Origin of the sequence: Escherichia sp. B1147 (genome assembly GCF_001660175.1) — a bacterium.
GTDB classification, from domain to species: Bacteria; Pseudomonadota; Gammaproteobacteria; order Enterobacterales; family Enterobacteriaceae; genus Escherichia; species Escherichia whittamii.
The window spans coordinates 466,747-481,503 of record NZ_LFHY01000015.1 but is presented as its reverse complement, the minus strand read 5'-3'; the positions used below and the strand labels follow the sequence as shown (position 1 = coordinate 481,503).

Genomic DNA, 14,757 nt, shown 5'->3' with positions numbered 1-14,757 from the left:
AATAGGTCAGGTGAAGGAAAAATTCAGAGTCTATAGGGTATGTGCGCAGACGTGCCAACCATCATCATGAAATGGCTTGATGGCGGCAGATGTTTAACGAATAGAAAGGAATTTAGATCTGGTCGTCACGTTCAATAGTTAACGCCACGCCCTGACCGCCACCAATACAAAGTGTAGCCAGTCCTTTACGCGCATTGCGTTTTACCATTTCATGGACCAAAGAAACCAGAATGCGGCAACCGGATGCGCCAATCGGGTGACCCAACGCAATTGCGCCACCGTTAACATTGACCCGACGTTCATCCCATTCGAGCATTTTGCCAACGGAAAGCGCCTGTGCGGCAAACGCTTCATTAGCCTCAATAAGATCGACATCAGAAAGCTGCCAGCCCACACGCTCAAGGCAACGGCGAGTCGCATATACCGGCGCAATCCCCATCAGTGCAGGATCGACACCAACACTGGCAAAGGCGCGAATACGTGCCAGCACGGGTAAATTCAATGCTCGCGCTTTGGCTTCGCTCATCATCATTACCGCAGCAGCACCATCATTAATCGATGAAGCATTACCCGCAGTAACCGAACCGTGGCTATCAAATGACGGATTTAAGCTAGCCAGCCCTTCTGCGCTGGCATCCGTACGCGGCTGCTCATCGGTATCAACAATCAGTAGCTGCCCATTGTTTTGCGTTCTTACCGGGACAATCTCATCTTTGAATCGTCCAGCGTCAATGGCCGCCCGCGCTTTTTGTTGTGAACTAAGTGCATAGGCATCTTGTAATTGACGACTGATACCATATTCACGCGCCAGATTTTCGGCAGTGACACCAATATGGTAATCATTGAACGCATCCCATAAGCCATCATGCACCAGACTATCAACCAGTTGGCTATCGCCAAGCTGTGCTCCGGTACGGCTATCAGTCAATACATGCGGTGCGCGACTCATGTTTTCCTGACCACCGGCGATAACAATATCAGCCTCGCCACATTGGATCGCTTGTGTGGCAAGATGCAGTGCTTTTAGCCCGGAACCACAAACATCATTAATTGTAATTGCCGAAACGCTGTTGGGTAGACCACCTTTAATGGCCGATTGCCGTGCTGGATTCTGCCCTGCCCCTGCGGTCAGAACCTGCCCCAGAATCACTTCATCTACCGCTGGTGCAGCAACGCCAGTGCGTTCTAATAACGCTTTCACGACCAGGCTACCAAGTTCCACGGCAGAATGGCCAGCCAACGCTCCACGAAAGCAGCCGATAGGTGTTCGTAACGCACCGACAATCACTACGTCTTTCATCACAACCTCGCACAGATTAACAGCGCAATAGTAAATGATTGTTAATGAAAATTATTTTAAATGTTTAAAAATAGTGATTTTTATCACAAAGGAAATTCACCGGAATGAGGGATGGATACCCAGCTGGCACGCAAGGTTTGCATCGACTAACACATGAATCCATGAGGAGATATGGCGTTAATCTCCCATATCTGACCTGGTTTATGGTAAATTGCCCTCCATTTTTCTTAATTTGTAGATGATACGTTCAAATAATGTCTAAAATTTGGTCAAAAGAAGAAACTCTCTGGAGCTTCGCACTTTACGGCACAGCCGTTGGCGCAGGCACGCTCTTTCTCCCTATTCAGCTAGGTTCAGCGGGAGCGGTAGTCCTGTTTATTACAGCACTGGTCGCATGGCCTTTAACATATTGGCCACATAAGGCCCTGTGCCAGTTCATCCTTTCGTCAAAAACATCCGCAGGTGAAGGGATTACTGGCGCAGTAACTCATTACTATGGCAAAAAGATCGGCAATCTGATTACCACTCTTTACTTCATTGCTTTTTTTGTCGTCGTGTTGATATATGCAGTGGCAATCACCAATTCGCTGACAGAACAGCTGGCAAAGCATATGGTCATCGACCTGCGCATTCGTATGCTGGTGAGTCTGGGGGTTGTGTTAATTCTGAATCTCATTTTTCTGATGGGGCGCCATGCCACAATTCGGGTAATGGGATTTTTGGTGTTTCCACTGATTGCCTATTTCTTATTTCTTTCTTTCTACCTCGTTGGTAGTTGGCAACCAGCTCTATTAACTACCCAGGTAGAGTTCAATCAGAATACCCTTCACCAGATATGGATATCGATTCCCGTGATGGTTTTCGCCTTTAGCCATACGCCCATTATTTCTACGTTTGCTATTGATAGACGTGAAAAATATGGCGAACACGCTATGGATAAATGCAAAAAAATTATGAAAGTCGCTTATCTCATCATCTGCGTGAGCGTACTGTTCTTCGTCTTTAGCTGCCTGTTATCAATACCACCGTCTTATATTGAAACAGCTAAAGAAGAGGGAGTTACTATTTTATCGGCACTTTCTATGCTGCCAAATGCCCCTGCATGGCTGTCGATTTCTGGAATTATTGTCGCGGTTGTAGCAATGTCTAAATCGTTTTTAGGTACCTACTTTGGTGTTATTGAAGGTGCAACAGAATTAGTCAAAACAACGCTACAGCAGGCAGGGGTTAAAAAAAGCCGTGCATTTAACCGCGCGCTGTCAATTATGTTAGTATCACTGATTACTTTCATCGTTTGCTGCATCAACCCTAATGCAATTTCGATGATTTACGCGATCAGTGGTCCACTTATTGCCATGATTCTTTTTATCATGCCAACGTTGTCAACATATCTCATCCCGGCACTTAAGCCCTGGCGTTCCATCGGAAATCTAATTACGTTGATCGTCGGTATCCTGTGCGTATCGGTAATGTTCTTTAGCTAATCAAAGATGTGAATGGTTCAAAATAACCACTATTTTGAACCATTCCAATTCTTACCATGCATATCTTGCATTGTTCACCCTCCCCAAGCGACCCATAACTTAAACTAGCATTATCAAGCTGTTATCCTAAATAAAAATCTGAACATCTTAATTAAGACTATTTAAGATGCATCACTTAGATTTACAAGATATCTTCTGGTCATTCGAAAACAATTTGCAGTATAGATATTCTTAATACATTAGGCACTTGTCTGATTTGCAATAAGGTTGACATGATTAACTGAGTGAAATCCAATCATATTTAAAGCTTAATGATGCACACTTAAATATGCCATTAAGAATAATATCAAATACGGATTAAACACAATTCTTCATAAAAATCTTACTAAATCAGAGTGTATTGACATCATCAATAACCAATGAAATTATGCAATTATCTATGAATAGGGAGGTTATTAACATGAGGCTTTGTAGTCGCTATAAAAGTCTTACATGCAATAGTTGCTCAATGCATTGCCAAATAATGCCAGAAAAATCACCACGTTTGCAGTATTGTGCAAATGCATGTTTTTGCATGTGGCCTGAAGATAGTTCTTACTTTAATCGTGGCGTGGTTGAAGGTATATTAAGTAAAAACCACAATGCTCGATTAAGCGGATATATTTTTGTAGATTTTTCAGTAAGCTTTTTACGTCTTTTTTTAGAGCATGACTGGATCGACTATCTCACGAGTACTGAGATGGGAATTGTGTTAGTAAGCGATCGAAATATGCAATCTCTTGCTAATTACTGGAGAAAACACAACTCCTCGATATCAGCCATTATATATAATGACGATGGACTGGATGTTGCCAACGAAAAGATCAGGCAACTATTCATTGGCCGTTATTTGTCATTTACCAGAGGCAATACGTTAACTCAAATGGAATTCACCATAATGGGACATATGGTTTCTGGTTATAATCCATATCAGATTGCAGAGGTTCTTGATATGGATATCCGTAGCATCTACGCCTACAAGCAAAGAATTGAAAAAAGGATGGGTGGTAAAATAAACGAGTTATTTATCCGTTCACACTCCGTTCAGCACTGAAACGTTACAATTGATAATAAGCATTGTATATACGGGCACTTATAGAGATGCCCGTATTTTATCACATGAACTTTTAATTGAGTTTATTAGAGCGCTTATTTAATTATGTAACCCTGACGTACTACCGCAAAAATGAAGAGATATTGCGATAGAAAAAGGCATCAAGACAACTGCCAGGAGTGTTAAATTTGTTAATCTGCATGGAATTTTAAGTTGCATTGATATGTTATAATTATACCTTGCATGATAAATATAAAATTAATATATATTTATTTCATGAATACTAATATACTTATCAAACTATATAATTTCAATTTACTTAATTTTGTGTTTTATTGACGTATGTACTGGATTATTAACGATAATATTGAGTTCTGGCCAGAGCACAAAAAACTAATTTCGGTACATGACGCCGAGCTTAACGCCATTCTGACATCGCCAGCAAGCAGGTGCTTATCGCTGCTACTCGAAGCCTTTCCGGATGTGGTTGCACAACAAGATTTTTTCTCCAGAGTCTGGGAAGAAGAAGGCATGCGAGTACCGGTCAACACGTTATATCAAAATATATCGATTATCAGACGCGGGTTTCGAACGGTTGGTGAAACCAATCATTCGCTTATTGCAACCGTGCCGAGAAAAGGGTTTAAGATCAGTAATGATATAAACATAGAAAACCATGTAATAATCCCTTCTGCAGATGCTCAAAAGACCGTATCTCCCCAATGCTTGAACGTTAAAGATGAGTTTAAAGAGACAAGTGCTCAACCAAATAATCATCTCAGAAATATCGTCAGGCTATCTAAAAATTATTTACCCATGCTAAGTGCATTTAGTGTAGGTTTGCTTGCCGCATTTTTTCTCTGGCACAATAGTCAACCTAAATCATTCTTTAAAGATTACAAAACCGTTGCACAAATAAATGGTTGTCATTTCAATGTTACAGAAGATAGCATTGATGGGTTGAAAGATCTCGATAAATATAAGAACCGTATATTAGGATCCGGAATTGATTGTAAAAAGTATCCCTGGCTATATTTCCCTCTCGATAAGTCGTCTCCTGGATTGATTGTTATGGCATGCAAGAAAAACCACAGTAATAACACAGTTGCAGACTGTTTAACTCTATCGTATCGTGGAGTTAATCATGATTCGTTATAAAAAAATGCTGTTTATTATTATATGCTTTCTCAGTGGTTTCATTTTTTAATTGCCTATCATTATTCCAAAGAACAAATAGTATACAATGAGAAATGCACGGCCAATTGGGTTATATTTAATGACCAGGGAAGGGCTAATCTCACGATTGACTTTATGTATAATAAAAATAAAAAGACAGGAACGGTTGCACTTAGCGGCACCTGGAAACAAAACACAAACACATATAAATCATTTCGCCGAGATATTGAATATACATGGACTGAAAATTATGACACTTTGCATCTTACCTCTACCAAAATAAATAAATTTGATATCATTGATCAAATTTCAGATGATAACCTGGCACAACTCCTGCCTGATTTTTATATATTTCCAGGAAAAATGATAAGCTATAACATACAAAAACAGAACAACCATAATTTTCTTTTTAGCATTGGCAATAGAGCAATTATGTATTGTGCAAGGTAATCAAACAACCTGATGCTATATCTGTAATTGAAAGCCAAAATAACAAATGTAATATTCCTGGCGCTGGAATATAATCTTTATGTATTTTGATATCCATCATCATATCTGACACATCATACGGCTATCCTCTCTCCCACTTAAATTACATCCGTCATTAAAAATCCTTCCGCACTCCACTATGACGATAATGGTATAAAAATAACGTCTGGTACACACAAGAATATTTAAGAGAGCAAATAAATACAATAGCTGTTAATAAATAAAATCACTATTGCAATAATTCTTGCAAATCAAATTGTCATTCGACGCATAACTATTCCTCACGGCATGTCATTTTATCTTAAATGTACAATCACATTAAGTTAAGAAATGTGATAATCATAATTTTATCAATACGTTTCAATGAGTTATATACTCACATGATTAACCAGCATTAATTAAGAATATTTCAGATTACAATCACATCAAGCTAATATAAATTAACTTAAACAATCATAATGAATTTCGTAAATAGAAGTATCAAATGAAATATATGAATATCAGTTATATCTGTTACTCATGCAGGATGCAAAAAACCACAAACTTAATAGAGGTGAGCTAATGGATTTAGAAAATAAGTTCTCATATCATTTCCCTGATGGAATCATACTTACAGAAGATGGCATTCTTACAAAAGGGAATGAGGAATTTTACATCCCGCAGAAAGAACTCGGTGTATTATTTGTATTGCTTGAATCTGCGGGAAACGTTGTATCCAAAGATACGATCATCGAATCAGTATGGAAAAATGTGATTGTAAGTGATGAGTCACTTACACGATGCATCTATTCATTAAGATGTATTTTTGAAAGAATTGGCTACAACCGTTGCATTGAAACCATATATAGAAAAGGTTATCGATTTAGTGGACAAGTATTCAAGATAAAAGAAAATCAAGATAATGATACAGGCAGCACTATTGCTTTATTTCCATTTACAATATCTCACTGCAATCAGGATCCATTAGCACTTAATCAGAAACTTGTACAACTAATCTCAAATAAAAAAACAGATGATCTCTATATATATCCAATGACTGCAACCCAGTATTGCATAGATAATAAATCTCAGACAGCCTTTCTGGCCAGATTCAAACCAGATTATTTTGTAACGGGAAGAATCAGCCAATATGATGCTTCAAACAGTTTATATATTGAAGTAATCGATGCAAAAAGTTTTTATCTTATTGCCAGCACACATATTCAAGCAGATGACATACAAAAAATCTCACACTTTATAATTAGTAACTTATATCTGGCAATGAAGAAACCTAAAGCAGAACCAGAATTTATGACCCGATATATACCTTCTGATGAAAATATTTTATCAGCGGAAATGTCTGCCGGAAAAAGTGAACTGAATGAATTCACACCTGAAAACATTGCCAATGCAATAACTATATTTGAAAGTGTTAAAAATAAGTCTAATGCTCAGTCAATAACCAATGAATGCTATTGTCTGTTGGCTGAATGCCATATGTCTATGGCACTTCATGGTCTATACGAACTTAAACATGCAACACAAAAAGCATTGGCCTTTATAGATAAGGTTTCTGACAAAAATATTTTCGATGGAAATATTTTAGGAATCATGGGGCTGATAACCGGCCTTTCCGGACAAACGACTGCATCACGCATTTTTTTTGACCATGCACAGACGCAAGTATTAGATGTAGCCTCCTTGTATTACTATAAGACACTGGTAAATATATATAACGAAAGAATTGAAGATGCCATCGCTTGTATAGACCAGTCACTGCGACTTGAACCCAAAAGACATAAATCCGCTGTAATAAAAAAATGCATTGATGTATATGTTTCTACAATACAAAATGAAAGAAACACATTCTCTTATCACGGAACTGAGAAGGAATATCATTTAGTTATTATCAATAACATCCAAAAATTGAAGCAATTGACAAAAATTAACAGCATTATTGATTTTAATGCTCAATTTGAGGTTGCTTGAACTGCAATAAATATCATAAGAAGAATAGCGCTCCATATTTTGAGCTATACACTCTATTTTTGTTGGGGATGTTGGATTTATCTACATCTGACGTGAATGTATCAACAATAACGGAAGAATTTGATGACTACAGAAAAAACAGAGAAAGAGAAAAATTAAGAAACTGGAGCGGGCGAAGGGAATCGAACCCTCGTATAGAGCTTGGGAAGCTCTCGTTCTACCATTGAACTACGCCCGCTTCGAGAGGCGTAAGGCATTATAAACCTTACGCTCTCCTAAGCAAGTGCCTTGCTACTGACTGCTGATTAATTCGCCATCAGCACTTTGGCTTGCTGCCCTGTGGCGGCAAGTAGCGCAAAGGATCTATTGCCGTAGCACGGTAGCGAATCTGGAAATGTAGCCGCACGGATTCCGCATCAGTACTCCCCATAGTCGCTATCTTTTGCCCAGCTTTAACACTTTGCCCATTGTTCACCAGCATCGTCTCGTTATGGGCATAAGCAGTAATGTAATCTTCACTGTGTTTAATCATGATGAGATTACCGTAGCCACGTAGCTGATTACCCACGTATACCACTTTACCAGCACCTGCGGCGTATATTGGCGTTCCGCGCGCCGCCGCAATATCAATCCCTTTATTGCCGCCATCTGCCATTGAGTAAGGCATAATAACCTTTCCGCTCGTTGGCCATAACCAGCAACGTTGCCCAACCGGCGGCCATGAAGATTTCGAAACGGCCGAAGACGGTGTCACTGACGCTGTTTTTGTCGTCGATTTTCCGGTGGATTTACGCGTGCTGTTACTACTTTTTTTCGCCCCACCAAGTTTCAATTTTTGGCCAATTTCTATGGTATAGGGGGGTGAAATGTCATTGAGTCGGGCTAGCTCTTTTACGCTGGTCCCCGTGGTGCGTGAAATACGATAAAGCGTATCCCCCCGTTTCACGGTGTAAACGGAGCCGGAATACGTTCCTGTATCTGATGATTTGTTACCCGAACAGCCAGCCAGAAGCAGCCCTACTGATAACAGCATCACGATACCCAGAGTTTTTTTATTCAGGCGTCCTGCGCTCAAAATCTTTCCTCGCTAAAAAACAAGACGCTATATCATAGCAGCCCCCCGTCAGATCCCCAATCCATTGCGTGGGAACAGGCATGTACGAATCAATAACTGTTCAAGAATCTATTAGCACCGTTGGCAAACTATGACGAAATCGAAACCGTCCTGATTGACCTCTAACACTCATTTATCACAATGATTTTTATCACACTCATATTGATAAACCGCACTCACTTTCTTTGCTGATAAAAATGCATCATCCGTAGTATTTTTTTAACGACGTCACACTTCCCCCCTCCCCTCGTGCTTATAGTCGTTTCTGGCGTAATTCTTGCCTGCAAAGACTTAATCATTGCCATAAGAACCAAATGTTCAAATCAAGGGGATTTCTATGGAAGCGCGGGAAGCAACCGCTACAGGTGAATCATGCATGCGCGTCGATGCCATTGCGAAGGTCACCGGGCGGGCACGATATACTGACGATTATGTTATGGCGGGCATGTGTTACGCGAAATATGTTCGTAGCCCAATTGCACATGGTTATGCGGTAAGCATTAACGATGAACAAGCCAGAAGTTTACCAGGCGTACTGGCTGTATTTACCTGGGAGGATGTCCCTGATATTTCCTTTGCCACGGCGGGCCATGCCTGGACTCTGGATGAGAATAAACGCGATACCGCCGATCGCGCCCTGTTAACACGCCACGTCCGCCATCATGGAGATGCGGTTGCTATTGTCGTTGCCCGTGATGAGCTCACAGCGGAAAAAGCGGCGCAACTTGTCCACATCGAATGGCAGGAATTGCCCGTCATTACCACGCCAGAAGCTGCACTGGCAGAAGACGCTGCGCCAATCCATAGCGGTGGCAATTTACTGAAACAAAGCGCAATGTCGACAGGTAATGTCCAGCAAGCAATCGACGCCGCCGATTACCAGGTGCAGGGGCATTATCAGACGCCGGTCATTCAACATTGCCATATGGAAAGCGTGACCTCATTGGCGTGGATGGAAGACGATTCACGAATTACCATCGTTTCCAGCACCCAAATCCCGCACATTGTCCGCCGCGTTGTTGGTCAGGCGCTGGATATTCCCTGGTCGTGCGTGCGAGTCATCAAGCCCTTTGTTGGCGGTGGTTTTGGTAATAAACAAGATGTACTGGAAGAACCGATGGCGGCATTCCTGACCAGTAAACTCGGCGGCATTCCGGTGAAAGTTTCCCTAAGCCGCGAAGAATGTTTTCTGGCAACCCGCACTCGCCACGCTTTTACCATTGACGGACAAATGGGCGTAAACCGCGATGGTACGCTGAAAGGCTATAGCCTGGATGTTCTGTCTAACACCGGTGCTTACGCTTCACACGGTCATTCCATCGCTTCTGCAGGCGGCAATAAAGTTGCTTATCTCTACCCGCGCTGTGCCTATTCTTATAGCTCAAAGACTTGCTATACCAACCTGCCCTCAGCGGGTGCGATGCGTGGTTATGGCGCGCCGCAGGTGGTTTTTGCTGTTGAATCCATGCTGGATGACGCTGCCGAAGCGCTGGGTATCGACCCTATCGAAATTCGTTTACGCAACGCCGCTCGTGAAGGCGATGCAAATCCGCTCACAGGCAAACGTATTTACAGTGCCGGATTACCAGAGTGCCTGGAAAAAGGGCGGGAAATCTTTGAATGGGAAAAGCGCCGTGTGGAGTGCCAGAAGCAACAAGGTAATCTGCGCCGCGGCGTTGGTGTTGCCTGTTTTAGTTACACCTCCAACACCTGGCCTGTCGGTGTAGAAATCGCTGGCGCGCGCCTGTTGATGAATCAGGATGGAACCATCAACGTGCAGAGCGGCGCGACGGAAATCGGTCAGGGTGCCGATACCGTGTTCTCGCAAATGGTGGCTGAAACCGTAGGCGTTCCGGTCAGTGATGTCCGCGTAATTTCGACGCAAGATACCGATATTACGCCATTCGATCCAGGCGCGTTTGCTTCACGTCAGAGCTATGTCGCAGCCCCGGCACTACGCAGTGCAGCGCTTTTGCTAAGAGAGAAAATTCTCGCCCACGCCGCAGTAATGCTGCATCAGTCGGCGATGAATCTAACCCTGATAAAAGGCCATATCGTACTGGTTGAAAGACCGGAAGAGGCGTTACTGTCGTTAAAAGATCTGGCAATGGATGCATTTTATCATCCCGAGCGTGGCGGGCAGCTTTCTGCAGAAAGCTCAATCAAAACTACCACAAACCCACCTGCATTTGGCTGTACCTTTGTTGATCTGACGGTCGATATCGCGCTGTGTAAGGTCACCATCAACCGCATCCTCAATGTTCATGATTCGGGCCATATTCTTAATCCGCTGCTGGCTGAAGGTCAGGTTCACGGCGGGATGGGGATGGGCATCGGCTGGGCGCTTTTTGAAGAGATGATTATCGACGCGAAAAGTGGCGTGGTACGTAACCCAAATTTACTGGATTACAAAATGCCGACCATGCCGGATCTGCCACAACTGGAAAGTGCGTTTGTCGAAATAAATGAACCACAATCCGCATACGGACATAAGTCACTGGGTGAGCCGCCAATTATTCCTGTTGCCGCTGCAATTCGTAATGCGGTGAAGATGGCTACCGGTGTCGCAATCAATACGCTGCCGCTAACGCCAAAACGGTTATATGAAGAGTTCCATCTGGCAGGATTGATTTGAGGATAACATCATGTTTGATTTTGCTTCTTACCATCACGCAACGACCGTTGCCGATGCAACCAACCTGCTGGCTCAAAATCCGCAGGCCAAACTGCTCGCCGGTGGCACTGACGTACTGATTCAACTCCACCATCATAATGATCGCTATCGCCATATTGTTGATATCCACAATCTGGGGGAGCTTCGGGGAATTACGCTGGCGGAAGATGGTGCACTACGCATCGGCTCTGCGACGACCTTTACCCAGTTAATAGAAAATCAGTTAACGCAACATCATCTTCCGGCGTTATGCGCTGCGGCTTCGTCTATTGCCGGCCCGCAAATCCGTAACGTCGCTACCTACGGCGGAAATATTTGTAACGGTGCCACCAGCGCAGACTCAGCCACGCCAACGCTGATTTACGACGCGAGACTGGAAATCCATTCACCGCGTGGGATCCGTTTCGTCTCGATTAATGGTTTTCATACCGGACCGGGCAAGGTTTCCCTTGAGCATGATGAAATTCTGGTCGCGTTTCATTTTCCTCCGCAGCCAAAAGAACACGCAGGTAGCGCACATTATAAATATGCCATGCGCGACGCAATGGATATTTCAACAATCGGGTGTGCCGCTCACTGTCGATTGAACAACGGCTACTTCAGCGAGTTGCGTCTGGCATTTGGCGTTGCTGCGCCTACGCCGATCCGCTGCCAGCACGCCGAACAGGCTGCGCAAAATGCGCCATTAAACCTGCAAACGCTGGAGGCAATCTGCGAATCTGTCCTGCAGGATGTCGCACCACGTTCTTCATGGCGAGCAAGTAAAGAGTTCCGTCTACATCTTATCCAGACGATGACCAAAAAAGTGATTAGCGAAGCCGTCGCTGCGGCGGGGGGAAAATTGCAATGAATCACAGCGAAAGTATTACTATTGAATGCATCATTAACGGTATGCCTTTTCAGCTTCACGCCGCGCCAGGCATGCCGCTCTCGGAACTGCTCCGCGAACAAGGGCTGCTTAGTGTCAAACAAGGATGCTGCGTTGGTGAATGCGGTGCCTGTACGGTGCTGGTTGACGGAACCGCGATAGACAGCTGCTTATTCCTGGCCGCATGGGCTGAAGGAAAACAGATCCGCACGCTGGAAGGCGAGGCAAAAAGCGGCAAACTGTCTCATGTACAACAGGCTTATGCGAAATCTGGCGCTGTACAGTGTGGTTTTTGTACGCCGGGGCTTATTATGGCCACTACGGCGATGCTGGCAAAACCTCGAGAAAAACCGTTAACCATTACGGAAATTCGCCGTGGTTTGGCTGGGAATCTGTGTCGCTGTACCGGATATCAAATGATTGTGAATACAGTCCTGGACTGCGAAGAAACGAAGTAAAACGCAATCCGGCCTGAATTCAGGCCGGATTTTTTGATGGCTATGCGCTTAACAATTCATATTTCTTAATTTTACGATAAAGCGTGGCGATGCCAATTCCCAACTCATCAGCGACTTGCTTCTTACTGTTATGCCGTGAGAGCGCTTCGCGAATCATCTGTTTTTCCATCTCCTCTAGCGCCGTGCCGCCAGCATCATCGAGAGCCAAATGTGCCTCGCTGGCTTCTGGCGTCTCACTTTGCTCCGTCGTACCGTTATTAACCAGATTTGGTGGTAGTAGCGTACTGTCGATGACTTCGCCCGAAGGAACGACGTTAACCAGATATTCCATCAAATTACTTAACTCTCGCAGGTTTCCAGGCCAACGATGCTTACGCAGTAACTCAACAACATCGGGAGCAATACCAGGGTAAACCGATCCCAGGCGACGGGTATGGAGATGTAAAAAGTAATGCACCAGCAGTTCAATATCTTCCTGACGCTCACGTAGCGGCGGCAGAGTGATAGGAATAACGTTAAGTCGGTAGAAAAGATCTTCGCGGAATTTACCTTCGGCTATGAACTGAGCCAGATTCTGGTTAGTTGCAGAAATGATGCGAATGTCGACCTGTATTGGACTACTGGCGCCAATAGGCAGGATCTCACGCGCTTCAATCGCCCGCAGCAGTTTTGCCTGAAGCATTAAAGGCATATCGCCAATTTCATCAAGAAACAGCGTTCCCGTGTTTGCTGCCTGAATCAGCCCTGTTTTACCGTTGGCAGAAGCGCCAGTAAATGCGCCTTTAACATAACCGAACAGCTCGCTCTCCAGAAGCTGCTCCGGAATCGCCGCGCAGTTGATAGCGATAAAGGGTTTGTTCCGTCGCCCACTCAACTTATGAATAGCACGGGCCACCACTTCTTTTCCGGTCCCACTTTCACCAACGACCATGACGCTGGAGGGGCTAGGTGCGATGCGGCTAATAAGCTGTTTTAATTGCCGCATAACACGGCACTCGCCAACCAATTGTTCAATATGCGGTTCATCAGATGCATTTGCCACGGAAAAACTGGTATGGGATTGGTGAAACGCCATTAAAAATAGCTGTCGTCCCTGAATGTTATGCAACTGACCAATTATCAATTCACTTTTATCATCCCACGAGACAATATGTTGCATATGTCCATGAGTAAAATTACTCTCAAATGTTAATGGCCTGAAACGAATAAGTTTCCCAACCATATTATTTTGAACAACGCCAAGTGTTTTTAATGCAGTCTGGTTAACGAACTGAACACGATTGTCTTCATCAATAACTAATACACCTTGATCCATATTATCGATCATGGTAGCAAATATTTTACTGATGTTATCTCCCGGCCCCTGCTCTTCCAGGAGTTTAGAGACAAAAATAGTCGATATATGGCGAACGTAATCTGAAAATTCGCGTAAATTATCACTGATATGTTCTTGTTGCTCATGAGTAACAGCAATCAAACTTATCACTCCGATACAACGATCCTGCAGAATAACGGGCGTCCCCAGGAACGCCTTCTCACGACAACTCTCTTTATTGTCACAGCCTTCACAAAGGGGATCGAAGCGAGAATGTGTCACGACCTTTTCGGTTTTCGTTTCGAGGACATAGCGGAGCAAGCGTGAGTTGCCACTCAACTGGCGACCAAGAGATTTCCCATATGCGCCGGTTCCAGCGACGCGACACAAGTTTTCATCAACGATCTCAACTTCAAGCTGCAAAACGCTGGCTAGCATTCTGGCAAAACGCTGAATTGTTGGTTGAATTTGCATCAAAACTGACTGCGTATTAGCAAGCTCCATAGCTTTACCTTCCAGAATCACTTAAAAGTCGATCATTGAAGACGTTGATGGTTCACAGATCATAACGATATTAACTCAGGCAAAAATCGCTTTGCTAAAAACATAAGATTTTTATCACTTTCTAATGAAATTATGGAAGTGATATCACATTTCTATATCAATATGAGAATTACGGGTGTGAGTTTATCAAACTGACGAGGTTTCACCTGCCCCTTTATCTTATTTCTGATACTTAGCAGCAAATAAATAACAGCGTTAAAAAAGCCAAACGTTTTCGTATATTCTTAACTTCCGTAGTGTGGCGATAATTTGTG

Annotated in this window: 10 protein-coding genes, 1 tRNA gene and 1 pseudogene; 8 read left to right on the top strand and 4 right to left on the bottom strand. The window is 43.4% G+C overall.

The features are described from left to right. Nucleotides 1–112: 112 nt before the first annotated feature. Entirely contained in the window at nt 113–1,300 is a 1,188-nt protein-coding gene (locus tag A9180_RS17260) for an acetyl-CoA C-acetyltransferase (RefSeq protein ID WP_064529822.1), read from the bottom strand. 254 nt (nt 1,301–1,554) lie between these two features. Between A9180_RS17260 and A9180_RS17255 the strand changes: the two genes are divergently transcribed. The 5 genes and pseudogenes from A9180_RS17255 (at nt 1,555) to A9180_RS17235 (ending at nt 7,510) form a co-directional block, all read left to right on the top strand. Further along, nucleotides 1,555–2,784, top strand: coding sequence for an amino acid permease (locus A9180_RS17255; protein WP_064529821.1), 1,230 nt, complete (start codon nt 1,555–1,557; stop codon nt 2,782–2,784). A 460-nt stretch (nt 2,785–3,244) separates the two neighbouring features. Beyond that, nucleotides 3,245–3,877 (top strand): helix-turn-helix transcriptional regulator, encoded by a 633-nt coding sequence (locus A9180_RS17250; protein WP_064529877.1) that lies wholly within the window; start codon nt 3,245–3,247, stop codon nt 3,875–3,877. A 342-nt stretch (nt 3,878–4,219) separates the two neighbouring features. Next, nucleotides 4,220–5,035, top strand: a complete 816-nt coding sequence (locus A9180_RS17245; RefSeq protein WP_064529820.1) for a transcriptional regulator — start codon at nt 4,220–4,222, stop codon at nt 5,033–5,035. Then, a pseudogene (locus A9180_RS17240) lies at nt 5,022–5,503 on the top strand (hypothetical protein). The gene A9180_RS17245 and the pseudogene A9180_RS17240 overlap by 14 nt, the downstream one beginning before the upstream one ends. 600 nt (nt 5,504–6,103) lie before the next feature. Then, entirely contained in the window at nt 6,104–7,510 is a 1,407-nt protein-coding gene (locus A9180_RS17235) for a winged helix-turn-helix domain-containing protein (protein ID WP_064529819.1), read from the top strand. Between the two features lie 164 nt (nt 7,511–7,674). Here A9180_RS17235 and A9180_RS17230 read toward each other — a convergent pair. Then, nucleotides 7,675–7,748: transfer RNA gene (locus A9180_RS17230), tRNA-Gly, on the bottom strand. 78 nt (nt 7,749–7,826) lie between these two features. Further along, on the bottom strand, nt 7,827–8,585 hold the full coding sequence (gene actS, locus A9180_RS17225) for an amidase activator ActS (RefSeq protein ID WP_064529818.1): 759 nt from the start codon (nt 8,583–8,585) through the stop codon (nt 7,827–7,829). 376 nt (nt 8,586–8,961) lie between these two features. On the opposite strand from actS, the gene xdhA reads away from it, so the two are divergent. From xdhA to xdhC, 3 genes are read left to right on the top strand one after another with little or no spacing between them, the layout of a single operon-like run. Continuing rightward, nucleotides 8,962–11,259, top strand: coding sequence for a xanthine dehydrogenase molybdenum-binding subunit XdhA (gene xdhA / locus A9180_RS17220; RefSeq protein ID WP_064529817.1), 2,298 nt, complete (start codon nt 8,962–8,964; stop codon nt 11,257–11,259). 10 nt (nt 11,260–11,269) lie between these two features. After that, a complete protein-coding gene (gene xdhB, locus A9180_RS17215; protein ID WP_064529816.1) occupies nt 11,270–12,148 on the top strand; it encodes a xanthine dehydrogenase FAD-binding subunit XdhB in 879 nt (292 codons plus the stop codon). Further along, complete coding sequence (gene xdhC / locus A9180_RS17210) at nt 12,145–12,624, top strand: xanthine dehydrogenase iron sulfur-binding subunit XdhC (protein ID WP_064529815.1); 480 nt, start codon at nt 12,145–12,147, stop codon at nt 12,622–12,624. The genes xdhB and xdhC overlap by 4 nt, the downstream gene beginning before the upstream one ends. 40 nt (nt 12,625–12,664) lie before the next feature. Here xdhC and A9180_RS17205 read toward each other — a convergent pair whose 3' ends face one another. Beyond that, a complete protein-coding gene (locus tag A9180_RS17205) occupies nt 12,665–14,443 on the bottom strand; it encodes a sigma-54 interaction domain-containing protein (protein WP_064529814.1) in 1,779 nt (592 codons plus the stop codon). Nucleotides 14,444–14,757 lie beyond the last annotated feature (314 nt).

Excerpts from the sequence above, each read along its gene's own strand:
- xdhB (WP_064529816.1), top strand. The coding sequence starts at position 11,270 with ATGTTTGATTTTGCTTCTTACCATCACGCAACGACCGTTGCCGATGCA.
- A9180_RS17250 (WP_064529877.1), top strand. The coding sequence starts at position 3,245 with ATGAGGCTTTGTAGTCGCTATAAAAGTCTTACATGCAATAGTTGCTCA.
- A9180_RS17260 (WP_064529822.1), bottom strand. The coding sequence starts at position 1,300 with ATGAAAGACGTAGTGATTGTCGGTGCGTTACGAACACCTATCGGCTGC.
- A9180_RS17245 (WP_064529820.1), top strand. The coding sequence starts at position 4,220 with ATGTACTGGATTATTAACGATAATATTGAGTTCTGGCCAGAGCACAAA.
- xdhC (WP_064529815.1), top strand. The coding sequence starts at position 12,145 with ATGAATCACAGCGAAAGTATTACTATTGAATGCATCATTAACGGTATG.
- A9180_RS17235 (WP_064529819.1), top strand. The coding sequence starts at position 6,104 with ATGGATTTAGAAAATAAGTTCTCATATCATTTCCCTGATGGAATCATA.
- xdhA (WP_064529817.1), top strand. The coding sequence starts at position 8,962 with ATGGAAGCGCGGGAAGCAACCGCTACAGGTGAATCATGCATGCGCGTC.
- A9180_RS17205 (WP_064529814.1), bottom strand. The coding sequence starts at position 14,443 with ATGGAGCTTGCTAATACGCAGTCAGTTTTGATGCAAATTCAACCAACA.
- A9180_RS17255 (WP_064529821.1), top strand. The coding sequence starts at position 1,555 with ATGTCTAAAATTTGGTCAAAAGAAGAAACTCTCTGGAGCTTCGCACTT.